Source organism: Stenotrophomonas sp. C3(2023), assembly GCF_032911385.1.
Lineage (GTDB): Bacteria > Pseudomonadota > Gammaproteobacteria > Xanthomonadales > Xanthomonadaceae > Stenotrophomonas.
In genome coordinates, this window is sequence record NZ_JAWJLO010000001.1 from 1,731,665 (window position 1) to 1,757,661 (window position 25,997).

General features: G+C 66.3%; 25 protein-coding genes. 17 read left to right on the forward strand and 8 right to left on the reverse strand.

The genetic code is table 11. The features are described from left to right. Positions 1-87: 87 nt before the first annotated feature. Both RZA67_RS07560 and RZA67_RS07565 read right to left on the reverse strand, forming a co-directional pair. Positions 88-954: an SDR family oxidoreductase gene (locus RZA67_RS07560; RefSeq protein ID WP_317212079.1), complete on the reverse strand. Its 867-nt coding sequence runs from the start codon at positions 952-954 to the stop codon at positions 88-90. Positions 955-1,049: 95 nt separating this feature from the next. Further along, a complete protein-coding gene (locus tag RZA67_RS07565) occupies positions 1,050-1,430 on the reverse strand; it encodes a sensory rhodopsin transducer (protein WP_317212080.1) in 381 nt (126 codons plus the stop codon). Positions 1,431-1,632: 202 nt separating this feature from the next. Here RZA67_RS07565 and RZA67_RS07570 point away from each other — a divergent pair, with 202 nt between their 5' ends. Both RZA67_RS07570 and RZA67_RS07575 read left to right on the forward strand, forming a co-directional pair. Beyond that, positions 1,633-2,796: a zinc-dependent alcohol dehydrogenase gene (locus tag RZA67_RS07570; RefSeq protein WP_317213947.1), complete on the forward strand. Its 1,164-nt coding sequence runs from the start codon at positions 1,633-1,635 to the stop codon at positions 2,794-2,796. Continuing rightward, a complete protein-coding gene (locus tag RZA67_RS07575; protein WP_317212081.1) occupies positions 2,793-3,281 on the forward strand; it encodes a hypothetical protein in 489 nt (162 codons plus the stop codon). The genes RZA67_RS07570 and RZA67_RS07575 overlap by 4 nt, the downstream gene beginning before the upstream one ends. Here the strand turns inward: RZA67_RS07575 and RZA67_RS07580 are convergent. After that, a complete protein-coding gene (locus tag RZA67_RS07580) occupies positions 3,278-3,649 on the reverse strand; it encodes a response regulator (RefSeq protein ID WP_317213948.1) in 372 nt (123 codons plus the stop codon). The two genes, RZA67_RS07575 and RZA67_RS07580, sit on opposite strands and share 4 nt — an antisense overlap. A 228-nt stretch (positions 3,650-3,877) precedes the next feature. Between RZA67_RS07580 and RZA67_RS07585 the strand changes: the two genes are divergently transcribed. The 3 genes from RZA67_RS07585 to RZA67_RS07595 all read left to right on the forward strand — a co-directional run bounded on the left by RZA67_RS07585 (position 3,878) and on the right by RZA67_RS07595 (position 5,899). Further along, the gene (locus tag RZA67_RS07585) at positions 3,878-4,399 is read left to right on the forward strand and encodes a ferritin-like domain-containing protein (RefSeq protein WP_317212083.1); all 522 of its coding nucleotides are present in this window, start codon (positions 3,878-3,880) and stop codon (positions 4,397-4,399) included. Between the two features lie 32 nt (positions 4,400-4,431). Further along, positions 4,432-5,334: a manganese catalase family protein gene (locus RZA67_RS07590; protein WP_317212084.1), complete on the forward strand. Its 903-nt coding sequence runs from the start codon at positions 4,432-4,434 to the stop codon at positions 5,332-5,334. A gap of 142 nt (positions 5,335-5,476) precedes the next feature. Continuing rightward, positions 5,477-5,899, forward strand: coding sequence for a BLUF domain-containing protein (locus tag RZA67_RS07595; protein WP_317212085.1), 423 nt, complete (start codon positions 5,477-5,479; stop codon positions 5,897-5,899). 21 nt (positions 5,900-5,920) lie between these two features. Here RZA67_RS07595 and RZA67_RS07600 read toward each other — a convergent pair whose 3' ends face one another. From RZA67_RS07600 to RZA67_RS07610, 3 genes are read right to left on the reverse strand one after another with little or no spacing between them, the layout of a single operon-like run. Continuing rightward, positions 5,921-6,493: an isochorismatase family cysteine hydrolase gene (locus RZA67_RS07600; protein WP_317212086.1), complete on the reverse strand. Its 573-nt coding sequence runs from the start codon at positions 6,491-6,493 to the stop codon at positions 5,921-5,923. Positions 6,494-6,504: 11 nt separating this feature from the next. Continuing rightward, positions 6,505-6,786, reverse strand: a complete 282-nt coding sequence (locus tag RZA67_RS07605; protein WP_317212088.1) for a hypothetical protein — start codon at positions 6,784-6,786, stop codon at positions 6,505-6,507. Positions 6,787-6,844: 58 nt separating this feature from the next. Then, positions 6,845-7,342, reverse strand: a complete 498-nt coding sequence (locus tag RZA67_RS07610) for a DUF892 family protein (RefSeq protein ID WP_317212089.1) — start codon at positions 7,340-7,342, stop codon at positions 6,845-6,847. 236 nt (positions 7,343-7,578) lie between these two features. Between RZA67_RS07610 and RZA67_RS07615 the strand changes: the two genes are divergently transcribed. The 12 genes from RZA67_RS07615 (at position 7,579) to glgX (ending at position 23,545) form a co-directional block, all read left to right on the forward strand. Further along, positions 7,579-8,529 carry an acyl-CoA dehydrogenase gene (locus tag RZA67_RS07615; protein WP_317212091.1) on the forward strand — a complete coding sequence of 317 codons (951 nt, stop codon included), beginning with the start codon at positions 7,579-7,581 and terminating at the stop codon, positions 8,527-8,529. Next, a complete protein-coding gene (locus RZA67_RS07620; protein WP_317212092.1) occupies positions 8,517-9,269 on the forward strand; it encodes a PIG-L family deacetylase in 753 nt (250 codons plus the stop codon). Before RZA67_RS07615 ends, RZA67_RS07620 begins: the two co-directional genes overlap by 13 nt. Then, complete coding sequence (locus RZA67_RS07625) at positions 9,266-9,853, forward strand: SAM-dependent methyltransferase (RefSeq protein ID WP_317212093.1); 588 nt, start codon at positions 9,266-9,268, stop codon at positions 9,851-9,853. Before RZA67_RS07620 ends, RZA67_RS07625 begins: the two co-directional genes overlap by 4 nt. Before the next feature lie 11 nt (positions 9,854-9,864). Continuing rightward, the gene (locus tag RZA67_RS07630) at positions 9,865-10,539 is read left to right on the forward strand and encodes a glycosyltransferase (RefSeq protein ID WP_317212094.1); all 675 of its coding nucleotides are present in this window, start codon (positions 9,865-9,867) and stop codon (positions 10,537-10,539) included. A 190-nt stretch (positions 10,540-10,729) separates the two neighbouring features. Further along, a complete protein-coding gene (locus tag RZA67_RS07635; protein WP_317212095.1) occupies positions 10,730-11,233 on the forward strand; it encodes a BLUF domain-containing protein in 504 nt (167 codons plus the stop codon). A gap of 113 nt (positions 11,234-11,346) precedes the next feature. After that, positions 11,347-12,888, forward strand: coding sequence for a glycogen synthase GlgA (gene glgA, locus RZA67_RS07640; protein ID WP_317212096.1), 1,542 nt, complete (start codon positions 11,347-11,349; stop codon positions 12,886-12,888). Positions 12,889-12,932: 44 nt separating this feature from the next. Next, the gene (glgB, locus tag RZA67_RS07645) at positions 12,933-15,116 is read left to right on the forward strand and encodes a 1,4-alpha-glucan branching protein GlgB (RefSeq protein WP_317213949.1); all 2,184 of its coding nucleotides are present in this window, start codon (positions 12,933-12,935) and stop codon (positions 15,114-15,116) included. Then, positions 15,113-16,855 carry a malto-oligosyltrehalose trehalohydrolase gene (treZ, locus tag RZA67_RS07650; protein ID WP_317212098.1) on the forward strand — a complete coding sequence of 581 codons (1,743 nt, stop codon included), beginning with the start codon at positions 15,113-15,115 and terminating at the stop codon, positions 16,853-16,855. The genes glgB and treZ overlap by 4 nt, the downstream gene beginning before the upstream one ends. Next, positions 16,852-18,693 (forward strand): 4-alpha-glucanotransferase, encoded by a 1,842-nt coding sequence (malQ, locus tag RZA67_RS07655; protein ID WP_317212099.1) that lies wholly within the window; start codon positions 16,852-16,854, stop codon positions 18,691-18,693. Before treZ ends, malQ begins: the two co-directional genes overlap by 4 nt. Further along, positions 18,690-21,278: a malto-oligosyltrehalose synthase gene (gene treY, locus RZA67_RS07660; RefSeq protein ID WP_317212100.1), complete on the forward strand. Its 2,589-nt coding sequence runs from the start codon at positions 18,690-18,692 to the stop codon at positions 21,276-21,278. Before malQ ends, treY begins: the two co-directional genes overlap by 4 nt. Position 21,279: 1 nt before the next feature. Beyond that, positions 21,280-21,441, forward strand: a complete 162-nt coding sequence (locus RZA67_RS07665; protein ID WP_317212101.1) for a DUF2934 domain-containing protein — start codon at positions 21,280-21,282, stop codon at positions 21,439-21,441. Continuing rightward, positions 21,428-23,545 (forward strand): glycogen debranching protein GlgX, encoded by a 2,118-nt coding sequence (gene glgX, locus RZA67_RS07670; protein ID WP_317212102.1) that lies wholly within the window; start codon positions 21,428-21,430, stop codon positions 23,543-23,545. Before RZA67_RS07665 ends, glgX begins: the two co-directional genes overlap by 14 nt. A gap of 44 nt (positions 23,546-23,589) precedes the next feature. On the opposite strand, the gene RZA67_RS07675 is transcribed toward glgX, so the two are convergent. After that, on the reverse strand, positions 23,590-25,320 hold the full coding sequence (locus RZA67_RS07675) for an ATP-binding protein (RefSeq protein ID WP_317212103.1): 1,731 nt from the start codon (positions 25,318-25,320) through the stop codon (positions 23,590-23,592). Between the two features lie 126 nt (positions 25,321-25,446). Next, on the reverse strand, positions 25,447-25,917 hold the full coding sequence (locus tag RZA67_RS07680; RefSeq protein WP_317212104.1) for a hypothetical protein: 471 nt from the start codon (positions 25,915-25,917) through the stop codon (positions 25,447-25,449). Positions 25,918-25,997 lie beyond the last annotated feature (80 nt).

Here is a 25,997-nt window from a genome sequence, read left to right on the forward strand (position 1 = left end):
TGGGGCTGTGCTGAATGGCGAAGGCAGCGCTGGTTCAGCCGCACGGCGGCAGGCAACGGCTGTGACCGCTGCCTGCACAGGCGACGGTTACAACGTGACCGCGCCGCCGGAAATGGTCAGCAGCGCACCGGAGGTATAGCTGGCGCTATCGGCGGCCAGCATGACGTAGGCCGAGGCAAGCTCGGCGGGCTGTCCGGGGCGGCCAAACGGGGTCTGACTGCCGAACTGCTCCACTTCCTCCGCAGCCATCCCCGCAGGAATGAACGGCGTCCAGATCGGGCCGGGCAGCACCGCATTGACCCGGATGCCCTTGTCGGCCAGCAGCCCGGCCAGCCCGATGGTGAGATTGGCCAGCGCGCCCTTGGTGGCCGAGTAGGGCAGGATATTGGGCGTGGGTTTCTTCGAGTTGACCGATGCGGTATTGATCACCGATCCCCCATCACGCAGGTGGGGCACCGCCAGACGGGTGAGGTTGAATACCGCGTGCACATTGGTGTCAAACGTGCGGCGCCAGTCGTCCAGGGTGATGTCATCAAAGCTTTCGTAGTAGCGCTGGTAGGCCGCATTGTTGACCAGCACGTCCAGGCCGCCCAGTTCCTTCACCACCTGGGCGATGAGCGCGCTGGCCTGCCCCTCATCGCTGACATCGCACGGTACCAGCAGTGCGCGCTGACCGGCCTCTTCGATCAGTGCGCCGATGGCCGCGGCGTCCTGCTCCTCACCTTCGAGAAAGGCGATGGCAACATCCGCGCCTTCTCGCGCAAAGGCAATTGCGACTGCCGCACCGATGCCGCTGTCGCCGCCGGTAATCAGCGCACGCTTGCCCTTCAGCAGGCCATGCCCCTGGTAGGTCTGCTCGCCGTGATCCGGGCGCGGTTCGAGCAGACCGGTCTTTCCCGGGAACGACTGCTGCTGGGCCTTGAACGGTGGGCGGGGGTAGTGAGGGACGGGCATGCGAGGCTCCTGATGTGGGAAGTGTGGCAAGCAGTGTGGGCGTGCAGGTGTAAACATGGCGGCCCGCAGGCGTCGCTGCGATGTGCAGGCCGGTATCACACCGGGTAGGCCAGCGTGGTCATGATCGAGTTCGCTGCCTGTCGGGAGTCCAGGCGCGTGTGCTGTACCACCACCGGGACATCGGACTCGACCACACACGAGAAGCCGACGCCTCTGGGAACCGGGGCCGGGTCCTGCAGGTCGTTGAACCGCAGGTGGACCGTCCGACGCGCGGGCACCGCAAGCAGATAGGGACCCTGCGGCTCTCGATCCTCGAAGTACAGCATCAGGCTCACCTTGGCGCTGTTGGGCCCCGTGTTAAGCACGCAGCAGGTCTCGTGGCTTTGCAGCTCGGGCTCGGGCCCGTTGCTCCAGCCGGGGATGTAGCCCTCGGCGATGGCCCAGCGGTGACGTCCAATCGGGGTCTCGTTGCTCATGGCAGACTCGGATGCATGGAGAGTCGGCAGCATCGCAGGCGGCTGACGGTCTACGCTGTGCAGGAGGCGTGGGCGCGGGATCAAGACAGTGCCGGCTTAACGGAATGACGGCACCGGCTGGACGTGATGCATACGGTGTGGTCACCGTGGCGCCATGCAGGCGCATGCGAGGCTGCATGCACCCCCTGACGGAGAGTGCATGATGCAGGCGTTGACCTACCATGGCCGCAAGGACGTACGCGTTGAAACGGTTCCCGATCCGGTGCTGGCCGCCGAAGATGATCTGATTCTGCGGGTGACTGCCACTGCGATCTGTGGATCGGACCTGCACCTGTACCGCGGCAAGATTCCTGATCTGCACCAGGGTGATGTGCTGGGCCATGAGTTCATGGGCATCGTCGAAGAGGTCGGTCCAGCGGTGACCCAGGTACGGCCCGGCGACCGCGTGGTGATTCCCTTCGTCATCGCCTGCGGCGACTGCTTCCACTGCCGTCTGTCCGAGTACGCGGCGTGCGAGACGACCAATCCAGGCCATGGCGCCACCTTGAACAACAAGGGCATGCTGCCGCCGGCCGCGTTGTTCGGCTACAGCCACCTTTATGGCGGTGTAGCCGGAGGCCAGGCCGAGTATGTCCGCGTGCCGAAGGCCAACGTCGGTCCGCTGCGTATTCCCGAGGGCGTGGCTGACGAGCAGGTGCTGTTTCTCTCCGACATCCTGCCGACCGGCTATCAGGCCGCGCTGAACGCCGGGGTCAAGCCCGGATCGACCGTGGCGATCTTCGGTGCTGGACCCGTCGGGCTGATGAGTGCGGCGTGCTGCCGGTTGCTCGGGGCGGAGACCATTTTCATGGTCGATCACCTGCCTTACCGCCTTGAGTTCGCGCAGCGCACCTATGGAGTAACCCCGATTGACTTCAAGCAGATTGACGATCCGGCCGATTACATTGTCAGTCAGACCAGCGGTCGCGGCGTCGATGCGTCGATCGAAGCGGTGGGCTTCGAGGCTGAAGGCAGCGCGCTGGAAACAGCACTGACCGCCGTCAAGCTCGAGGGCAGCAGCGGCGTTGCCATCCGCCAGTGCATCGCAGCCACCCGCCGCGGTGGCGTGGTCAGCATCCCCGGCGTCTACGCCGGCTTCGTCCACGGCTTCCTGCTCGGCGACGCGTTCGACAAGGGACTGACGTTCAAAATGGGCCAGACCCACATGCAGGGCCTCATGCCTGAGCTTCTCACCGCCATTCTGGAAGAGCGGCTGGACCCGGGCCATATCATTTCCCACCGCATGCGCCTGGCAGACGCGGCACAGGGCTATGCGATGTTCGACAACAAGGATGACGATTGCCGGAAGATCGTGCTCACGCCATGAGCAGCGTGGTGATGGCAGGCCTCTACGCGCTCTGGCTGACCGCCGGGGCGCTGGACTTCCATTTTCACCGCCGTACCTGTATCGCGCAGACCTCGGGCCTGCGCGAAAGCGTCCTGCACGGCCTACAGCTTGCCATCATCGGAGGCGCGGCGCTGTTGTGGTTGATGCTGGCGCCAACCCGAGGGCTGGCTGCAGCGCTGGCCCTGGCAGCTGGGCTGCACGCGCTGGCGGGCTATATGGATACCGTCAGCGCGGATGGGCGCCGCCGTATTTCTCCAGCCGAGCAGCACGTACACAGCGTCCTTGACGTGGCCCCGTGGCTGTTCGTGGCCTGGGTTGCTGCGGGACGCCAGGATGCATGGGGCCTGACATGGCAGCCCGCACCGCTGGTCATCTGGTTCGGCGTGCTCGCGCCGGCCATCGTCCTCGCCGGCCTGCCATGGCTGGCCGAGCTTCGACGCTGCCTGCAGGCTGCGCCGAACTAGCCGCCGAGCAGGGTTTCCACCTTCTCCTGCAGTTCGGCGACGTGGAAGGGTTTGGCCAGGAACGGTACGCGCCGGTGCCGCGCCGGAACCAGCTGCGTATAGACCGCGGAGGCGAAAAGGAAGGGGATGCCGCGCTCGGTGAGGCGATCGGCGACAGGAAACACCGTGCCGTCCAACAACTCCACGTCCAGTACCGCGCCGTCGAACTGCTCCCGCTCGAGCAGGCTCAACGCTTCAAAAACACTGTTTGCATGCACGACCTGTTTGCCACATTGCTCCAGTGCCTGCTCGACGAGCCCCGCCAGGTCCAGCTGATCCTCCACAAGCAGCAGCCGTGTGCCAGCCGGGGCAGATCGTTCCAGTTTCATTGCCGATGTCCGTAATGCCATGTTGCGTTCTACTGTGTGCCGCGACTGATCAAGGATGCGGTAAACCACCGTGTGCGTCATGCGAAGGCACCGCAACCGGCGCTTTCTTGTTAGCGGCAGGTGGTGGTCGCGTCGTCAGTTGCGCCGTCGTGCACTCACGCCAGCCGACGTCGCAGTGATGCCGCGCCGGTAACGATGGACTCCCACGCCAACGCCGCGGAGCGCCGGATGTCCACCAAGCACGATATACGTACCGCCCGCCTGCTCAAGTGGCTGCAGGACGCCTATGCCATGGAGCAGGAGGCAGAAACGATGATGAAGGCCATGGCCTCGCGCATCGAGCACTACCCCGCTCTGGCTGCACGCATCGCCCAGCATGTGCAGGAAACCCGCAACCAGGCGCAGACACTGCGCGAGTGCATTCATGCTCTGGGCGGCAGTGTGCCTACGGCCAAGGGGCTGGTGGCCAGCGTCGGTGCCGCATTGCATGCAGCCGGCAACAGCATGATGGAAGACGAGGTGGTCAAGGGTATCGGTCTGTCCTTTGGCTTCGAGAATACCGAGATCGCCACCTATCGGGCGCTGATCCTGGCAGCCGAGCGTGCAGGCGCTACCGATATCGCAGCCGTGTGCGCCCAGATCCTGCAGGAAGAACAGGCGATGGCCGGCTGGCTTGAGCAGCACCAGGACAGCCTGGTCGGCGCCTTCCTTGACCGTGAAGAAACCCCCGGCGCCGAATCCAAGCGCTGAACCCGCCCGCCACCGCCAGCAAAGGAGTTTCCATGTTCTTTCACCACAAGAAACTGATGTATACCGTGCGCGTCCGCGAGTCCAACCCGCAACTGGCAACGCTGATGCTCGAGCAGTTCGGCGGCCCCCAGGGGGAACTGGCCGCCGCCATGCGCTACTTCACCCAGGGTCTGGGTGAGTGCGACCCGGGACGCAAGGATCTGCTGATGGATATCGCCACCGAGGAGATCAGCCACCTGGAAATCATCGGCACCATCATCGCCATGCTCAACCGCGGCCCCAAGGCAGTCCAGTCGGAGGGAATGCTGGAAGCCGAAGACATGCGGCTGCTGGGCCAGAACAGCACCAGTCACACCGAGCAGATCCTGTACGGCGGCGGCCCTGCGCTGGTGAACTCCAGCGGCGTACCGTGGACGGCGGCCTACATCGATACAATCGGCGAGCCGACGGCCGATCTGCGTTCCAACATCGCTGCCGAGGCCCGCGCAAAGCTGGTGTATGAGCGCCTGATCAACGTCACCGATGACCCCGGCATCAAGGACGCGCTGACGTTCCTGATGACGCGCGAAGTGGCCCATATGAAATCCTTCGAGAAGGCGCTGCACAGCATCCAGCCCAACTTCCCGCCGGGCCGGGTGCCCGGCGATCCCGCTTTCACCGACCTGTACATGGACATGTCGCAGGGCGGAGTCGAGCCTGAAGGCAGCTGGAACAGCGGGCAGTTGTGGGAGCGGGTAAGCGACCGCGACGCACAGGCCGCGCTGGACGGTGGCGATGGCAGTTGCAGCGTCGGCTTGACCGAGCGCGAGCAGGCAGCCGAAGCGGCAATGGCTCTGCGCACGATGTCGGTGCCGGAGGCGCGGCCGACCACGGGTGCCGAGCTTGGCGCCGGTCCCGGTGCAGGCGCGCTGGATCTTCCGCCGCGGGAGCCCTGAGCGGATCCGGGCCACAGGTGCGGCCGATGTCCGCGCCTGTCCGCTGAGCCCCTGTGAAAGGCGGCACGCGCAGCTTCAACACCGCGTTGACGCAGTGTGGGTAAATCTGGACGCTCCCGTTCCAGGCAGATACCAAAGGATCATGGCAAACCGCGCGTTGGCCTATGTGAGCGAGCCGATCAAAGGCCTCTCGAAGCAGAAATTGACTGCTCTGGTCGAGGACGCTGCGGCGTTCAATCAGCTACACGGCATCACCGGGCTGCTGCTGTTTGACGGCACGCGATTCCTGCAGTACCTGGAGGGGCCGGAAGAGGCGATGAAACGTACCTATTCGCGCATTCTGGCCTCGACCAGCCATCATGAGATCGTTGAGCTGGCGCGCGGACGCATCAGCGGCCGGATGTTTCCGGCCTGGTCGATGCGTCTGCTACCTGTGGGCGCACCTGAACTCAGTCAGGCCGCCTTGGCCGACTGGCGCGGGTTCGTCAAGCGTGCGGGCCGCCAGGGCGGGACCCCGGCGGCAATGGACCACCTTGCGGCTGCCGCGGCTCCCTATCTGGCGTGACAGGGCACTGCCCGCAGTCGCTCACTCGGTCTGCGGGGCAGAGGAGCGCAGCATGTCCGCCAGCGCGGCGTTGCTCATCAGTTCGGCGGTGTGCGAGCGCTGAAGAGTCTGCAGCGCCGGTTCGCGCCGATCGGGCAGCGCCGCCACCGCTTCGTGGGCAACGATGGTCTGATATTCCCGGGAGTTGGCGTCCATTGCGGTGGCCAGAACGCAGGAGTCAAGCGCCATGCCGGTGAGGATCAACTGGTCCACGCCGAGCTTGGCCAGCAGAACCGGCAGCGGTGTGGCCAGGAACGCGGAGTGTTTGGGCTTCAATACGAAATAGTGCTCGCGCCTGGGAGCCAGCAGCCGGGCGATCCCGGCCGAGGCCCCGCCGCCGCGCCGGCACGCATCGACCAGTGCTGGGAAATCACGCTGCCAGTTACCGAAGTTGTCATTGGCATAAATGACGGGCAGCCCATGGTGATCAAACAGCGCACACAGTTTCGCCGCCTCGCGAGCAGCGCGCAGCGCCAATGGCCCCAGCCGCCGCCCGTCGGGGAAGTCGAACAGGCTGAAGAAGTCGACCAGGAGCAGGGCTGGCTTTTTTTCCACGGCAGTACCTGTCAGCAGGGTGGGGGCGGCGTGGTGGAGCGCTGCCGTCGTCGCCAGGCAAGAAACTGCCCGGTAATCGCGGTTCCGAGAAGCAGCAGGTTGGTGACCACGAAAACGCTCGATCCGAGCAGGTAACTGTAGAGGGTGAACAGCGCTGACGCGCTCATCTGCCCGAGAAATAGCCAACGCGACACCGTCTCCGGATGCGCAGCCCGATGCTGCTTGATCATCTGCCGGACCAGGGTGGCCACCAGTACGAGCGTCGCCACCCAGCCAAGAATGTCAGGATGCATGGTCCACTCCCTTGCCACTGCCGCCGTCCCCGGTGACCGGAGACGGCGGCCCGCGCGATCAGGCGGCCTGTGCGGCCTTGGCGTTGCCGCCGGATTTGGCCAGCAGCGTGAGCTTCTCGTCGGTTGCCTTTTCTTCCTCCAGCGTCTCCAGCAGCAGCGGCAGCGCATCCTTGTAGCCGAGTTCCTTGGCCAGCGCCGCGATGGTGCCGTAGGACGCGATCTCGTAGTGTTCCACCTTCTGCGCGCCGCCGATCAGCGCAGCGTCGCGCACCGGTCCCTTGTCGATGCTGTCGATGACTTCCTTGCTCTCTTCGACCAGACCCTCCATCGCCGCGCATTTGATGCGTTTGAGCCGGATGCCGAGTACCTCCACAACCTGATCGATACGCTCGATCTGACCCTGCGTTTCCTCCAGATGGGTCTCGAACGCGGCTGACAGATCGGGGTTGTCGGCGGCGTGGGCCAGACGGGGCAGGGCCTTGGTAAGCTGCTTCTCGGCACTATAGATGTCAGAGAGCTCGTGGATGAACAGTTCTTCGACGGTCTTGATCGCCATGGGGCCTCCTGTCTTGTCGGAACGGGATTTCAATCTAGGGCAGTTACCGTGGACCGTCGGCGGAAGCTGCGTGAACGCGGAATCGTTGCCGGCCGAATGTTTCTGCATGCGGCCACAACAACTGACCGTGCAGCGCCTGGCGCACGGGCGCAATATTCATCTGGAGAGCACCTGCCAATAACGGGATCGTGACCCTCTGTCCACTACGTTCGGCTGCCCCGACTGTATGACCGCCGATGACCCCGGATAGAGCACCGCTTGTAGAGCGCGCGCGCAACTGGCTGCAGAACGAGCCGGCACTGCCGTTCCCCGGTGGAGGCGATACGCTCGGTCGCTGGCAGGCGCTTGCGCGGATGGGCGCTGAGGATCTGGCGCTGGCCAAGGTGCTCGAAGCCCACCATGACGCAGTTGCGATCCTGCACGAACTTGGGCTCCCGGCACCGGCAGCGCTGCGCGACGGCTCAGTCCCGCTGCTTGCGGTGTGGGCCGCCGAAGGGCCAGCCTGCACTCTGCGGGTGGACGATCGTGGGCGTCTGGACGGCGACAAGCCCTGGTGCTCGGGCGCCGACCTGGTCGACGGTGCGCTGGTAACTGCGCGCGGGCCACACGGCACTGCCCTGTATCGTGTCGACGCCGGCCAGTGGACAGCGCTGCCCGATCAGCAGTGGCACGCGCCGGGCATGACGATGATCCCGTCGACCACGGTGCGCTTTGCACGGGTCGCCGCAGCGCCTGTTGCGGGGCCGGACGCGTACCTGGACCGGCCCGGTTTCTGGCACGGCGGTGCCGGCATTGCCGCTGTGTGGTATGGCGCCACTGTCGCGCTGGCCGAGAGAATGCGTCCTGCGTGTGCCGATGGCCTGCGCGCCCGGCTCCTCGGCGAAGTCGATCTCATCCTGCCGCCGGCTGCGGCATTGCTGCGGGAGCTGGCCGCCGCCATCGATGCAGCGCCCGATAACAGTTTCCAGCAGGACGTCATCCGTGTTCGCAGCGTGGTCGAGCGTGCGGCCTCCCGCGTGCTGGACCTCGCAGGGCGCGCGCTCGGCCCGGCGCCCATGTGTCTGGAGCCGGACCACGCACAGCGCTGGGCTGATCTGGCGGTCTTCATCCGTCAGAGTCACGGCGACAAGGACTGGGCGTGGCTCGGTGCGGCCCGCGCCGGGCAGGAGGCACCGTGGACGCTGTAGCGCTTATCAATGGACAGGGCTCGGATGAACGCGCCTGGCAGGGGTGTGACTGGCTGTGGCAGCAGCCGGAGACCGGGCTGCATGCACTCTGCGCTGACGCTGCGCGCATCGTCGTCGTCGCTCCGCACCCTGACGATGAGGTTCTCGCCTGCGGTGGGCTGCTGAGTCTGGCTGCGGCCGACGGGCTGCAGAGCTGGGTCGTTGCCGTGACCGATGGTGAAGCGTGCTATCCCGACGAGGCCTGGTGGACACCGCATCGCCTGCGCGACGCTCGGCGGCACGAACTGGCAACTGCGGTGTCGGCCCTTGGCATCGGAGCGGAGCGCATTACCCACCTTGGGATCGCCGATGGCGGGGTGGCCCAGCGTGAGGCCGCCCTGCAGCGCTGGCTGAGGCGACATCTGCACAAGGACGACCTGGTACTGGCTCCGTGGCGGTTCGACGGTCACCCGGACCACGAGGCGGCGGGGCGGGCTGCGTGGCACGCTGCCCGCGCTGTCGGCTGTGCACGCCTGGAGTACCCGGTCTGGGCGTGGCACTGGATGGACCCTGCTTACGCGCATATTGCATGGGAGCGACCACGACTTCTGGACATCAGTGCCGGTCGTGGTGCCAAGCAACGCGCCATCGCCGAGTTCCGTACCCAGACCGGCGATGTCGAGCAGCTGCAGAGCCCGCCGATCCTGCCAGCGCATGTCCTGGCCCGTTTTCACCGCAACCATGAGGTGTATCTGGCATGAGTGCCCAGCCTTTCTTCGACGAACTGCACGCACAGGAGGACCCCTTTGGCTATCGCAGCCGCTGGTACGAACAGCGCAAGCGTGCGCTGTTGCTGGCGAGCCTTGATCGGGCACACTTCGAACGCGGCTGGGAACTTGGCTGCTCCAATGGCGTGCTCACCGAAGCCCTGGCGCCGCGCTGTCAGCGCCTGCTGGCCACCGACATCAGTCCGCGTGCCACGTTCCAGGCCCGACGCAATCTTTCACACCTCTCCCATGTGCAGGTGCATTGTGCACAGCACCCCCAGCAATGGCCTGCGGGACGCTTTGATCTGATTGTCTGCAGTGAAATGGGCTACTACCTCGAGCCGGGCGAGTTGGCGCCACTGCGTGACGGGTTGCATGCGGCGCTGCGATCGGATGGCCTGCTGGTGGCCTGTCACTGGCTGCCCGCCTTCAGCGGCCGGACCTGCAGGAGCGAACTGGTGCATGAGCGGCTGGGGCAGGGCCTGCAGGAGACCTTCCATTATCGTGATGCCGACTTCCTGCTGCAGGGGTGGTCCTGGACCTCCCGGTCGCTGGCCCGCGACGAGGGGTTGCGGTGATAGGGGTTCTGGTGCCGGCACACAATGAGGCCGACACCATCGCCGCCTGCCTCCGGTCAGTGCGGCGGGCCGCACGACATCGTGCGCTGGGCGGTGAGGCGGTGCGCATCGTCGTCGCGCTGGACAGCTGCACGGACGCAACGGGGGCGGTCTGCGAGCGCTTCGGGGTCATGACCCTGCCCGTGCAGGCGCGCAATGTCGGTGCCGCGCGCGCGGCAGCGGCGGCCTACCTGCTGGCACAAGGGGCGCGCTGGCTGTCATGCACCGATGCCGACAGCCGGGTGCCTGATGACTGGCTGGTGGGTCAGCTGGCGCACGGCAGCGATGTGTTCTGTGGGCTGGTCGACCTTGATCCTGCCAGCGCGCCGGATCATCGACTCGAAGCACGGTTCCATCAGCGCGAGCAGTGGGGAGATGCTCACGGCCGTATCCATGGGGCCAACCTGGGGATTTCGGCGCAGACCTACAGGGCCACGGGCGGCTTCGCGCCGTTGCGCTGCGCTGAGGACGTCGACCTCGTCGGGCGGGCGATAGCCGGTGGGGCGAGCGTCTGCTGGGCGGCCTCCCCTGTGGTGCTTACCAGCGCGCGACTGCAGGGTCGTGCGGTCGGCGGGTTTGCGGATTTTCTTGCGGCCATTGCCTTGCCGGTGCCGGCGCTGACTCCCGAGGCGATGCGCACCGTCTGATGGGCCGGGCACTCGCACCGGACATCACGCACCTCATGCTGACAGGGTGCAGGCGAGCTGGAAGCAGTACCGACGACGGACGCAGCCGATGCGAAGAGCGCGTATGTGCCGCGTGAGCTGATCGGCGAGCTGCTCACGCCGGTTTACCCGGGGACGTCCACTCTCTTTCCATGGAGGACTTCCAATGCCAATGAATGCCATCGTCTATGCGAGCCAGGCTGTCACCGGACTGGAGCCGGCCCGTCTGCAGGCGCTGGTGCGCAGTTCTTCCGAGTTCAATGTCCGTATGGGAGTCACCGGCATGCTCCTGCACGATGGTCAACGGTTCCTTCAGTACATCGAGGGCCCCGAACGCGAGCTGCGTCAGGTGTACGCGCGCATCTGTGCGTCCAGTTCCCACCACGAAATGATGGAACTGGCGCGCGGGCAGATCGATGTCCGGCGCTTTCCCGACTGGGCACTGTACCTGGCCCCAGCGACGCCGCCCGTACTGCGCGAGCTGGTCCTGTCCGACTGGAGTGCTTTGGTCCGCAGCAGGCACGTTGGCGCACGTGCAGGCACCGCGATTGATCGTCTCATCGGCCTCATCGGCAACGAGGCCATGGCGTTGCCGGTCGAGCGCATCTCACTTAAGAGCCCCTGTCACGGTCGCGTCGCTTTTTGTTCACGATTGCTTGATTCACCAAACGTATAGATTCGTTTGAAGCCTCCGTCGGCGTTCCCCCACGCCTCCGCGATGACTCCTCGAATTTTCCTGCCGCAGCCCTCGAGGGTTGCGGCGTGCACCTGCCTACCCTGCGAGCCCTCATGAACGCCCTTGTCGAACCGCTGCTCCGTAACTCTCCATCGCAGCTGTCAGCCACCGCCACCACGCCGCGCAGGCGTGACGCGCGGGGTCGCTTTGCTGGCGCCGGCGGCAGCGCCCAGCGGCGTGAACGGGTCTTGTTCGTGGCCTCTGAGATGGCCGATTTCATCAAGGCTGGTGGCCTTGGTGACGTGGCAGCATCGCTGCCGCGGGCGCTTCGCAGTGGATGTGACGTAAGGGTGCTGATTCCCGGTTATCCGGCGGTACTGGAGCGCTTGCCACATCTGCAGCCAGTCGGCGTGATCGCGCCGCGCGCAGGATTGCCCGAGTGTGTCCTGGCCTGCACCGAGCAGGGCGATGGTCTGCCGATCTATGTGCTGCTCAACGCCGCCCTGTTCGAGCGCGAGGGCTCACCCTATGTAGACGAGCAGGGCGCCGAGTGGCCCGACAACGCGCTGCGCTTTGCCACACTGGCCCACGCCGCCGCCGAGATCGCCGCCGGTCATGGCGACCTGGAGTGGAGCCCGCAGCTGCTGCACCTCAACGACTGGCCCGGCGCCCTCGCTGCGGCATATGTGCGCTGGAACGGCACCGATGTTTCGACATTGCTGACCATTCACAACCTTGCCTACCAGGGCCTGTTTCCCAGTGCGCTTGCGCCGGTGCTGGGTGTCCCGGCTGCGCACGCGCATGAGCTGGACTTTCATGGCCGGCTGTCCTTCCTGCGCGGCGGTATCGTTCACGCTACGCGGCTGAACACCGTGAGCCTGCGCTACGCCGAGCAGATCACCGACGAGCGTGATGGCTGCGGATTGCACGGGCTGCTGGCACAGCGTGCCGAGCGCGGTCATCTGTCCGGTATCGTCAATGGCATCGACGAAAGCTGGGACCCGCGCAGCGATCACCACCTGCGCGCCCACTTCAGCGCTGATCAGATCAGCGGTCGCGCCGAGAATGCGCGCAGCGTGCGCGAAACGTTCCGCCTGCATCCCGGCACCGGGCCGCTGTTTGCGGTCGTATCACGGCTTGTCCACCAGAAGGGCATCGACATCACCTGCGAGGTCGCGCCGCAGATCATTGCGGCCGGCGGCCAGCTGGTGATCATCGGTGGCGGTGAACCGGCCGTGGAACAGCAGGTGCGGGAGCTGGCGCAGCGTTATCCGGGCCAGGTCGGCGCCTGGATCGGGTTCGAGGAGCGCCTTGCGCGGCAGATGTTCGCTGGCGCGGATTTCCTGCTGATGCCCTCGCGGTTTGAACCATGCGGGTTGAGCCAGATGTATGCCCAGCGCTTCGGATGCCTGCCCATTGCCCATGCTACCGGCGGGCTGGTGGACACGGTCGATGATGGCGTTACCGGGTTCCTGTTCGAGCAGGCGACCGCTGACGGCATGCGCCGCTGTGTGGAGCGCGCCATGCGCACCTGGCGGCTGCCGGTGCTGCTCAAGGCGATGCGTCGCGCGGCCATGCTCCGTCCCAGCGGGTGGAAGCTCGCCGGGGGGCGTTATCTTGACCTGTACCGTCAGGCGATCGGGGCGGCAGCATGATGGCGCTGGACGGTGGAACGGCGCAGGACGCCAGCGCGGGCATGATGATGCACGAGAGCGCCGAGGAAGCATTGCCGGCGCTTGGCACGCTGGTCCGGGGCGAGCCGGCTGATGCGTTTGCGCTGCTGGGCGTGCATGCCACCGAGCAGGGGTGGGTACTGCGTGTGTTGCTCCCCGGCGCGCTCTCGGTCGCCGCACGCGGCGACAGCGGCACCTGGCAACCGGTTCATGCAAGCGCGCTTGAGGGTCTGTTCACCTGCCCGTGGCCACACGCGTGCCGACGTGCACAGTTGCGTGTTCAGTGGCCCGGCGGCGAGCAGATCATCGATGACCCCTACGGCTTCGGCACGCTGCTTGAGGAAAGCGTCCTGCAGCGGCTCGGACAGGGCGATTCCGATGCGATGCGCGCCCTCGGCGCTGTCGTGACCGAGGTCGACGGCATCGCCGGGGTGCGCTTTGCGGTCTGGGCGCCCAACGCGCGCCGCGTGGCGGTGGTGGGCGAGTTCAATGGCTGGGACGGCCGCCGGCTGCCGATGCGGCTGCGACATGCTGCGGGCGTCTGGGAACTGTTCGTGCCCGGCGTTGAAGCAGGCATGCGGTACAAGTACCAGATCACCGGCGCCGACGGTCGTCTGCTGGCCGACAAGGCCGACCCCATGGCGCGCTGGGCAGAGGTCGCACCAGCAACCGCCTCCCGCGTGGCCGCCCCGGCACAGTGGGCCTGGAACGATGCCGACTGGATGGCGCAGCGCGGCCGCTGGGCTGAGCAGGCGCTGTCGATCTACGAGGTACACGTCGGCTCCTGGCAGCGTGACCAGACGGGACAGATCCTGGACTGGCAGTCGCTGGGTGATCGACTGATCCCGCATGTACAAGGGCTGGGGTTCACCCATATCGAGCTGTTGCCGGTCAGCGAACACCCCTTCGGCGGAAGCTGGGGCTATCAGCCGCTGGGCATCTATGCACCCACCGCGCGCTACGGCGCTCCGGAGGAGTTCGCGCGCTTCGTTGACCGGTGCCATCAGGCCGGCATCGGCGTGATCGTCGACTGGGTCGGGGCACATTTCCCCGATGACGTGCACGGTCTGCAGCGTTTCGATGGCACCGCCCTCTACGAGCACGCCGACCCACGCGAGGGGCTGCACGCAGACTGGAACACGCTGATCTACAACTTCGGTCGCAACGAGGTGTCGGCTTTCCTGCTTGGCAGCGCACTGGAGTGGGTCGAGCGTTTCCACCTTGACGGCCTGCGTGTGGATGCAGTCGCATCCATGCTGTATCGCGATTACAGCCGTGCCGAAGGTGAGTGGGTACCCAATGAACATGGCGGGCGCGAGAACCTCCAGGCCGTGGCATTCCTGCGCCATATGAACGGCACGCTGCGCCATCGCCATCCGGACGTCATGCTGATCGCCGAGGAATCGACCGCGTGGCCGGGCGTGACCGCTACGGTCGAATCCGGCGGACTTGGTTTCACTCACAAGTGGAACATGGGCTGGATGCACGACACACTGAGCTACATGCAGCGCGACCCGGTGCACCGCCGTCATCATCACAGCGAGATGACCTTCGGGCTTGTCTACGCGTTTTCCGAGCGCTACGTGCTGCCGCTCTCCCACGACGAGGTGGTACACGGCAAGCGCTCGCTGATGGGCCGCATGCCCGGCGATCACGATCAACAGCTTGCGCAGCTGCGCGCGTATTACGGTGTGATGTGGGCACATCCGGGCAGCAAACTGCTGTTCATGGGCGGTGAGTTCGCGCAGTACCGCGAGTGGAACCACGACGCGGCACTGGACTGGGAGCTTGCTGGCGAAACCGGACGAAAGGGACTGCAGCACCTGGTGGGTGATCTCAATCGTTGCCTGCGCAGCGAGCGTGCGCTGCACCGTGCGGAAGCAGACGAACGCAGCTTCCAGTGGAGCGTAGGCGACGACGCCGATAACAGCGTGTTCGCGTTACTCCGGCATGATCCGGCCGTTCCGGATTCGGTACTGCTGGTGGTAAGCAACATGACGCCGCTGCGGCGGACCGGTTACCGGGTGGGCGTGCCCGTTGCGGGACGCTGGCAGGAGATACTCAATACCGACAGCGCTCATTATGGCGGCAGCAACGATGGCAACAGCGGAGCGGTTGCCAGCGAGCCGGTGGCCATGCATGGCCACGCTCAGTCGCTGCAGTTGACCTTGCCGGCATTTGCCACGCTGTATCTGCGGGTCGGCGTATGAGCACTGGCGCTGCTTCCCGATTGGGCGCATGGCCGCGTCCAGAGGGCGACGTCGAGTTCAGACTGTGGGCCCCGGCTGCCGATCGCGTTGAGCTGATTCTCGACGGCCAGCCGGTGGCGATGGTACAGGAAGGCGCGGGGGTGTTCAGTACGCGTGCTGCGGCGCCGAGCGGCACGCCTTATCGTTTCCGCATCGATGGCGATGCACAGGTGCCCGATCCGGCATCGCGCTGGCAACCGCACAACGTGGAGGGCGCCAGCGCTGTACTGCCATGTGACGGCTACCAGTGGCGGTGCACAGACTGGCGGGGCCGTCCGTGGAACGAGATGGTCATCTACGAGGTGCATGTCGGTTGCAGCGGTGGCTATGAAGGCCTGCGTGCGCAGCTGCCTGCGCTGGCCGCCACGGGCATCACCGCGCTGGAGCTGATGCCTGTGGCACAGTTCCCGGGCCGCCGGAACTGGGGCTACGACGGGGTGTTCCCGTACGCGCCGGCCGAAGCCTACGGCCATCCTGATGGGCTCAAGGCCCTGGTGGACGATGCGCACGCGCACGGGCTGGCCGTGGTGCTGGACGTGGTCTACAACCATTTCGGGCCGCAGGGCAATCTGTTGAGCCAGTATGCGCCTTCTTTCTTTCACAAGGGCACCGATACGCCGTGGGGCGATGCGATCGACTTCGCGCAGCCGCAGGTCCAGCAGTTCTTCATCGACAATGCGTTGATGTGGCTGCATGAGTACCGCTTTGACGGGCTGCGCTTGGATGCCGTCCACACCATCGCGCCGCAGACCTTCCTCGACACCTTGCTGGACGCGGTGCGCGAGAGCATCGAGCCAGGGCGGCACGTGCACCTGATGCTTGAGAACGAGCGCAACCAGGCCCGCTGGCTCGAAGCGGGCTACCAGGCGCAATGGAACGATGACTACCACAATGCGCTGCATGTGCTGCTCACTGGCGAGACCCACGGTTACTACGCTGACTATGCTGGCGAGGGCCGTGCGGCGGCGCTGCTGGCGCGATCGCTTGCAGAGGGATTTGCCTGGCAGGGCGAGACCAATGCCGCCGGCCAGGCGCGGGGGGAACCGAGCGCAGCACTTGCCACGGCCTGCTTCATCAACTTCGCGCAGAACCACGACCAGGTCGGAAACCGCGCGCTAGGTGAGCGTCTGGTGGAGCTGGTCGGTGCCGAGCGCGCGCAGCTTGCAACCTCGCTGACGCTGCTGGTCCCGATGGTGCCGCTGGTCTTCATGGGCGAGCCATGGCAGACCCAGCGTCCGTTTCTCTTTTTCACCGACTACACAGCGCCGCTGGACGAGCAGGTGCGCGAAGGCAGGCGCGGGGAATTCGCTGCGTTCCCTTCGTTCGACGACCCCCACCGCCGCGAACGGATTCCCGACCCCAATGATCCAGAGACATTCGCCGCCAGCGTAGTCACGTTGCCGCATGCGGATGATGCACCCGCACAGCAGGCGTTGGCGACGTTCCAGACCTGCCTGGCGCTGCGTCGTGAGTACCTTCAGCCGGCGTTGATGGAAGTGCGCTCATTGGGCAGCCTGGTGCTGGGCGAGCAGGCCGTACAGGCCGGCTGGGAGCTGCCGGCAGGGCAGTGGTGGCTGGCGTTCAATGCCGGCGAGGCGACGATCAGGCACCATCTTCCCGCAGGCAAGGTGCTGCTCGGCGGCGCTGACGGACCGACACTGGCGCCGGGCGAACTGCGCGTGCACTGGGTACAGGCATGAGCCCCGGCACCCTGGAGCTGCGTGACCTGCATGCGTGTGCCCGTGCGGCGGGACTGCAGGTCCACTGGGAAGATGTGAGTGGCGCGCCGCGCACGGTTGAGCCGGAGGTGCTGCGCGCAGTGCTCGATTCACTGGGGCCGCGGGCAGCGGCTCCCACCTCAGCAGCGTTGCAGACCGGCATCATCGGCCAGACAGTGGCCATTGCCGGGAGCAGCCGTTCCGCTGCGGTCTGGTGTGACGAGGCGGGCCGGCAGAGCCCGGCCAGCTGCAACGCAGATGGCCATTGGCTGCTGCCTGGCACGCCCGGATACTGGCAGTGGCAGCAGGGCGAGCGTAAGCAACCCGTTGCGGTCGCCCCGCAGCGGGCGTGGCATTTTGAAGAGGCAGCAGCACGCTGCTGGGGTCTTGCCGTACAGAGCTACAGCCTGCGCGGCAACGCTGATGGCGGCATCGGTGACAGCAGTGGTGCGGCCGCCTGGCTCGGCGCCATGGCCGCGCAGGGGGGCGTTGCCCTCGCCCTGAGTCCGATGCATCTGGCCATGGGGTTCGGAGACGGCTTCAGTCCGTACTCGCCGAGCGACCGTGCAGCGCTCGAGCCGGTTCACGCAGCGCCGGCGCAGGTGCTGCCCGAAGCTGCGGCAGCGACACGTGCTGCAGACCCCGACCTCGATGCACGCCTGGCCCACCATGAAGCGCAGTCGCTGATCGACTGGCCATCGGCCGCACGGACCAAGCGGGAATGGATCGACCGCCTGCCGGCGTGGCTGCAGGCCCATCAGCCCGACCTCTGGCAGACAATCGCGGCACAGCTGGGCAGTGGCTGCATGGCGCTGGATGACGCGCGGCAGGCATTCGCGCAGTGGCTGGTGCGGCACAGCTGGCAACAGGTACAGCAACGCGCCGTGGGCGAGGGCATGGCCGTGGGGCTGATCGCTGACCTGGCGGTCGGTTTTGATCCCCATGGCCAGGAGGCCCAACGCAATGGCGATGCCGTACTGCGCGGACTGGAACTTGGCGCGCCACCTGACGCGTTCAATCCGCACGGGCAGGCGTGGGGCATCACCGGCTATGCGCCGCACGCCTTACGGGCTTCGGGCTATGCGCCGTACATCGCACTGCTGCGCGCGGTGATGGCCGACCGGGGTGGCGTACGGATCGACCACATCCTTGGCCTGCAGCGGCTGTGGGTTCTGCCGCAGGGGGCCGGCGCCGGGCAGGGCGTTTACCTGCGCTATCCTTTCGACGATCTCCTCAACCTGCTCGTCCTCGAATCGAGCCGGCACCGTTGTGTAGTGATCGGTGAGGATCTGGGCGTGGTCCCGGCCGGCATCCGCGACGCATTGGCGACGCGCGGCGTGCTGGGCATGGACGTACTGCCGTTCGCGCGCGACGACGCCGGATTCTGGCCCCCGCAGCGCTGGCGACGAAGCGCGGTGGCGATGACCTCGACCCACGATCTGCCCCCCTTGGCCGGCTGGCTGGACCGCAGCGACCTGGACATCCGACAGCAGCTGGGCTGGCTGGACGCTGCGCAGGCAGAGGCCGCCCACACGCAGCGCACGCTTGAGATCGACCAGCTGCGCGCGGCCACCGATGACTGGGCGGCTGAGGCGGCATCCCTGGATGAACGGGCGCTGCAGCTGGTGGCGCGCAGCCCGTCACCACTGGCCCTGCTGCCGCTGGAGGATGCACTGGGCGAGCGCGCCCAGCCCAATCTGCCGGGCACCGTGCACGAACACCCGAACTGGCGCCGCCGCCTGCCACCGCCTGGCGACGCCGACGTTGAACACCGACTGGCCACCTTCGCCGCTGCGCGCACCCTCAAGGATCCTGCATGACCCCCCTGCGCGCGACTGTTCGCCTGCAACTCCACGCGGATTTCGACTTCGACGCCGTCCTTGCCCAGCTCGATTACTTCGCCACGCTGGGAATCAGCCACCTTTATCTGTCGCCCATCGCCGAGGCGGTGGCCGGGTCGACTCACGGCTATGACGGGGTGGACCCGACCCGGATCAGCAGCGCGCTGGGCGGTGAGGAGAGTTTCGTCAGGTTGGCCGAAGCGGTGCGCAGGCACGGCATGGGCATCATTCTGGACATCGTGCCTAACCACCTGGCCACCGACCTGGCCAACCCGTGGTGGCGCGACGTACTGGCCAAGGGCCAGGACAGCCGCTACGCCCGCTGGTTCGACATAGACTGGCAGGCCCCGGGGGCGGAGGGCCGTGTGTGGCTGCCGGTGCTTGCCGAACCCCTGAACGCCCTGCTGCGGCGCGATGCGCTCGGCATCGTGCTGCACGACGACGCACCATGGCTGCAGGTGGACGGCGGCGCTTGCTGGCCGTTGCATGCTGACAGCGTGCCGGCCGAACGCGAGGCTTGGCCGCAATGGCAGCAGACCTGCAATGCGGACCCGGCGGTGCTGGCTGGCGTGCTGGAGCGGCAGGCCTATCGGCTGGCCTGGTGGCGCACCGGTGCGGACCGTGTCAACTACCGCCGCTTCTTCGATATCAGCGGATTGGTGGCAATGCGGGTGGAGATGGCCGAGGTCTTCGATGCCATGCACGCGTTGCCGCTCAGGCTGGTGGAAGCGGGATGGGTGGACGGTCTGCGTATCGACCACATTGACGGACTGGCAGACCCGCAGACTTACCTGCAGCGGCTTCGCGCCGCGCTCGACGCGGCTGGGGCCAAGCGGGGTCTTGCCCCGGGAGCGCTGAGCCTGCATGTGGAGAAGATTCTCGCTGCCGACGAACAGCTCGACCCGGCCTGGTGCTGTGATGGCACCACCGGCTACGACTTCATGGACCAGGTCAGTGCCGTGTTCCATGATGCACAGGGTCAGGCAGCACTGGATGGACGCTGGCAGCAGGCCTCAGCCGGCGCGCCGACGTTTGATGAGCTGCAGCGTCAGGCGCGTGTGCAGATGCTGGGTGGCTCCCTGCAGGCCGACATGGATCGCTGTCTTCGCGCCGTGTCGGCCCGCGCAGTATTCGACCCGGACTGCAGCGAGCTGGGGCCGCGCGTGTTCGAGCGCGCACTGCGCGCATTGCTGGTGGCCTATCCGGTGTATCGGACCTACCGTATGCAGCGCACCGCTGAACAGACGTGGCTGGCCCAGGCCGCACGCGTTGCAGCCGAGGGCCTGGATACCACTGCCGTGGTGGCACTGGAAAAACTCACCGGCTGGCTGGCTGATGCCCATGATCCGCGCAACCGCCTGCTGCGTACGCGCGTGGCGCAGCTGTCGGCACCCCTCAACGCCAAGGCGGTGGAAGATACAGGGTTCTATCGTGACGCGCGGCTGCTCTCTCGCAACGAAGTAGGCAGCGACCCTGCGGTCTTCTCGTTGTCGCCAGAGCACTTCCTGCAACGTGCCCAGGAGCGCGCCCGACACTGGCCGCGCGCGATGCTCGCCCTGGCGACCCATGACCACAAGCGCGGCCCGGAGGCACGCATGCGCCTGGCGGTCCTGTCGGCGTGGCCGCAGGCATGGGTCGAGACGGTCGCCGACTGGACGCAGCTGTCGCAGCAGCTGGGCCACCCCCTGCCACTGCCTGATGCGGAAGCGTACATGACCTGGCAGGCGCTGTTGGCCGCCTGGCCACTGCAGGCAGATCAGGCAGATCAGGCAGAAACCGCTGACGCAGCGGATGAGGCGTTCGCCGAGCGCATGCAGCAGTGGCTGCGCAAAGCGCTGCGCGAAGGCAAGCGCGTCAGCAGCTGGAGCGAGCCGGATGAAGTGCTGGAAGCCGGCGCGAACACGTGGCTGCACTGGCTCTGCACCGCCACCGGGAGCAGGCGGCTGCGGCAGCGCATCGCCACGTTCGCCGGGCCCGTGGCACGCGAGGCGTCGCGGCTGGGGTTGGCGCAGCTGGCACTGCAGCTGGTCTGCCCGGGTGTGCCCGATCTTTACCAGGGGGGGGAGGGCTGGGATACCAGTCTGGTAGACCCCGATAACAGGCGACCGGTGGACTACATCCAGCGTCGGAACTGGCTGCAGGACGGCCGTCGGTGGAACGTGTTGCTGCAGCAGTGGCAGGACGGGGCGCCCAAGGCGCGCCTGCTGGCCACGCTGCTTGAGCTGCGGCGTCAACAGCCGGATCTGTTCCTGGACGGCAGCCTTTCGATTCTGCCGGTCGATCCGGCGCAGGTGCTGGCGCTGGCAAGACGGGCGCGCGGACGCACGTTGCTGCTGCTGGTCAGCCTGCGTCCACGGGACCTGACAGGCAGTGCCCACGACAGCCTGGACCATGGCACGCACGGTGCCGGTACGCGCATCCGGCTGGCTGGGCTGCCACGCGGCATCTACCGGAGCGTGCTCGATGAGCGCACCTGGCACAACCACGGACAGGAAACAGAAGAACTAACGGCCCTGCTTGCGGGCGGGCCACTTGCGGTGATGGTTGCTGATACGGAGAAGTAAGATGGATGAAGAACAGCGCAGGCGCCGCACCGAGGAACTGGCCCACCAGATATGGGAGGCCGAGGGCAAACCCGAGGGGCAGCAGCAGCGGCATTGGTTGATGGCAGAACGGCTGGTGAAGGCCGAGCTGGCAGATGCGGAGGACGCTCATGTCCAGCCGTAAGTGGGGACAGACCTCGCGCGTACGCGAAGGTCGGCCGTATCCGTTGGGGGCGACGTGGGACGGTCTCGGCGTGAACTTCGCGCTGTATTCGCGGCATGCCACGCGCGTGGAGCTTTGCCTGTTCGACGAGCGGGGGCGCGAGCGCGAGCGGATCGTCCTGCCCGAGTACACCGATGAAATCTGGCACGGTTACCTGCCAGATGCGCGCCCGGGCCAGCGGTATGGCTACCGCGTGCATGGCCCGTACGCGCCCCGGGACGGGCACCGTTTCAACCCCAACAAGCTGCTGCTGGATCCCTACGCAAAACAGCTGGCGGGCGAGATCAGATGGGCCCCGCATCTGTTTGGCTACACCGTGGGTCACCGCGATGGCGACCTCAGCTTCGACCGACGTGACAGTGCGGCGCACATGCCCAAGTGCGTCGTGGTCGATCCCGCCTTCAGCTGGGGAGCAGAGCGCGCACCTGCCACGCCGTGGGACCGGACGGTGATCTACGAGGCGCACGTACGCGGCCTGACCATGCAGCACCCGGACATTCCCGAGAGCGAGCGCGGTACCTTCTCGGCCTTGCGCCACGATGCCATCGTCGACCACCTGGCCGGGCTGGGCGTTACGGCGATCGAGCTGCTGCCGGTGCATGCGTTCGTCGACGACCAGCACCTGCTTGAGCGTGGCCTGCGCAATTACTGGGGTTACAACAGCATCGGCTTCTTCGCGCCCAACCCGCGTTACCAGTCGCTGGGCACGGTGGCCGAGTTTAAGCAGATGGTGGCGCGGCTCCACCATGCCGGGCTGGAACTGATCATGGATGTGGTCTACAACCACACCGCCGAGGGCAACGAGCTGGGGCCGACGCTGTCCTTCAAGGGCATCGACAATGCCAGTTACTACCGTTTGGCCGACGATCGCCGCTACTACATCAATGACACAGGCACCGGCAACACCTTCGACCTGACCAATGCCGGCGCGCTGCGCATGGTGATGGATTCACTGCGCTACTGGGTTACCGAGATGCGGGTGGATGGCTTCCGCTTCGATCTTGCCACCATCCTCGGTCGCGAGCGTCACGGGTTTGATGCCTCCGGCAGCTTCATGGACGCGGTGCGGCAGGATCCGGTGCTCAACCAGGTCAAGCTGATCGCCGAGCCGTGGGATATCGGACCCGGCGGCTACCAGCTCGGTGCTTTCGCACCGGGCTGGGCAGAGTGGAATGACAGGTTCCGTGACACCGTGCGCAGTCTGTGGCGTGGTGATGCGGGAAAACTGCCGGAGTTCGCCTCCCGTTTCACCGGTTCGGCCGACCTGTTCAACCATCACGGTCGTCGTCCCACCGCCAGCGTCAATTTCGTTACGGCCCATGACGGGTTCACGCTGCATGACCTGGTGAGCTACGACGGCAAACACAATGAGGCCAACGGCGAAGACAACCGCGATGGACACTCGGACAACCTCTCGCGCAACCATGGCGCCGAGGGCGAAACCGACGATCCAGCGATCCTGTCGGTGCGCGCGCAGCAGATGCGCAATCTGCTGGCGACGCTTCTGCTGTCACAGGGGACGCCGATGCTGCTGGCCGGCGATGAGTTCGGCCACAGCCAGCAGGGCAACAACAATGCGTACTGCCAGGACAATCCGCTGACCTGGATCGACTGGGAGAAGGCCGCCACGCCCAGCGCGCAGGCACAGGCGGCGTTCGTGCGGCGGGCGTTGACCCTGCGCCGTCGCTACGGCCTGCTCCGGCGCAACCGCTTCCTGCGCGGCGAGGTGGACAGCGAAACCGGCATCAGCGATATCCGCTGGTGTGCAGCCAGCGGTGAGCCGATGCAGGAGCACCACTGGCAGGATCCCGGCCTGAGTGCACTGACCATCGTGCTGGATGGGCGCAGCCCGGATTCGGGCCTGCGCGAACCGGGTCGGCACCTGAGCCTGGCGCTGCTGATCAACACCGGCAGTGAGGCTGCGCATTTCAGCGTGGGTGACGATACGCTGAAGTTCCGCCGCGTGCTGCTGCAGACGCCGGAACAGCCGTTGGAGTGCGATGAGCAGGGCGGGTGGACGCTGCCAGCAGGCAGCCTGTGTCTGCTGGCGGCAAGCAGCCGCTGAGCAGTGGCATGATGGGCCCGGCGCAGCGCGGCTGCGCCGGGCGGTCAACGCGGGCCGCGCCAGGTCGCCGGAGAGGCAACACCCAGCGCATTGGTCCAGCGTGCTGCCGAGGCCGGCCGTATGGCCGCGGACAGCTCGGCGAGGGTGTAAGGCTTGCGCAGCACGGTGAAGCCGTGCCCAGGCTCACGCGCCAGCAGTTCGCTGTAACCGCTGGTGAGCACGACGCCCAGCGAAGGAAAACGCTCGCGCAGGCCTTTGGCCATCTCCAGTCCACTCATGCCCGGCATCACCACATCGGAGAACACCACGTCGTAGTGCGCAGGGTTCTGCGCCAGCTCGTGCAGCGCCTCACTGGCGTCATGGGCCAGAAACACGCCATAGCCCAGCTCACGCAGGGCGCCCACGGCAAACTCGGCGACGTCCACATTATCCTCGACCACCAGTACGTTGATGCCCTGCGCACCGGGCAAAGGCTGCGCATCACCATTGGCCACGGCGGCAGGGGTCTTGTGGGTAAGCGGCAGATACAGGGTGAACGTGCTGCCTTCGCCCACCGTACTGGTGACGTCCACCTCACCTTCGGACTGTTTGACGAAGCCGAAGACCTGGCTCAGGCCGAGGCCCGTCCCTTCACCGACCCCCTTGGTGGTGAAGAACGGATCGAACACCTGGGTCAGCACAGCTTCCTCGATGCCGGCGCCTGTGTCACTGACTGACACTGCGGCAAAGCTGCCCTTCAAGGGCTCGGCGAAACGGATCGAACGCATCGTGTCGACCTTGCGGATGCTGATCCTGACCTGACCGTGGCCTTCAATGGCATCGCGCGCGTTGACGGCGATGTTGATGAGTGCGGTATCCAGCTGGGTCTTGTCCAGCAGCACGTGCAGTGGCTGCTCGGGGATGTCCAGTTCCAGCGTGATCCGCGCCCCGACCAGTGTGCGGATGATGTCGGCCAGCCCTTTGAGTCCTTCGCACAGGTCAAACACCTCCGGTGACAGGGTCTGCCGGCGCGAGAACGACAGCAGATGGGAGACCAGACTGGTGGCGCGGTCGGCGGCTGAGCCGATGGCCTCGATGTAACGACTCTGGCGTTCGTCGGCGGTGCCGCCGTAGCGCAGCATGTCCACCGAGCCGCTGATGACCTGCAGCAGGTTGTTGAAATCGTGGGCCACGCCCCCGGTCAGCTGACCGATGGCCTCCAGTTTCTGCGACTGGCGCAGCTGCTCGCGCGCCTTGAGCAGCTCGGCCTGTGCATGGCGGGCTTCCTCGCTGATGGCTTCCACCAGGCGCGTGCGCTGGTCACGCTCGAGCACGAACTCGGTCTGGTCGCTGACCACGCACAGGATGCCCCCGACCTCGCCGCCGACGCGCCGGATCGGGGAGTAGGAGAATGTCCAGAACGTTTCGCGGCTGGTGCCGTCGCGATCCATGAAAACCCGCAGATTCTTGAAGCTGCGGTGCTTACCGGCCATCGCATCGGCGATCGCTTCATTCACGTCGTCCCAGACGTCGTGCCAGACAACCTGCAGCGGGCTGGCCATCGCTCCGTCGAGCTTGCTTCCCAGCCAGGGCATGAAGGCGTCATTGAAATAGAACCGATGATCGGGCCCCCATGACATCCACAACGGCTCCGGACAGTCCAGGATCATCGTCAACGCGGTGCGCATCTCCGCTGGTGCATCGACCGCAAGCCCGGCGTGGACCCAGTCACTGTCCTGCAGCAGGCGATAGGCGGGGGAGTCGGGAGACGAGGTGGGCAGTTCGTGGGGTGCCATGTGAAGCCAGTGTCGGAACTGCGGCAAGCATTCACCACGCCGCTTCCACGTAGTGTGAGGGCCCGGGAAGAGGCCTGCGGCGCAAGGCGTGGCGGCGACGCCGCACCTTGCTGGCAGGACGCGCGCTTACTCCCGGTAGCCGCTTTCGTCGTAGCTGCCGGTCACGGTGCAGCTCAGCGCGACGCTGCTGTCATCGCTGAAGCCAAGGCTGCCCATGGTGGTCCGGCGCTGGCCACTGGCATCGAGCTTCGCTGCCGAGCGCAGCTGGGCGCGGGTCGCGGCGAAGCTGGCGCTGTAACTGGCGCCCATCTCGCCGTCGGGATCGATGTACACCGTGACCTCGCGGACGGGCAGGCCGAAGACGGTGAACGGCGACGGCGGCTGGAACGGTCCCAGCGACCCACCTTCGGCAGGACCGAGCGCCTTCCAGGCGGCAGCATCGGTGTCCGGCGCGGTGCGGCATTCGATCGCAGCCTGCAGCGCCGGCGCGACCGCCTGCCACTGGCGCGCATCAAGCGCGTGTGCGGCAGGCATGGCCGACAGCCCGATCAGCAACCCGGCCGCGAGGACGAGCAGGGAAGCGCGCGAAGAGGTCATGTACATTCCTTTGCGTGAACCGATACGACGGTGAGCCGTTCAGTGTAAACGGTGACCTGACCGCACGGAACCACGCGCGG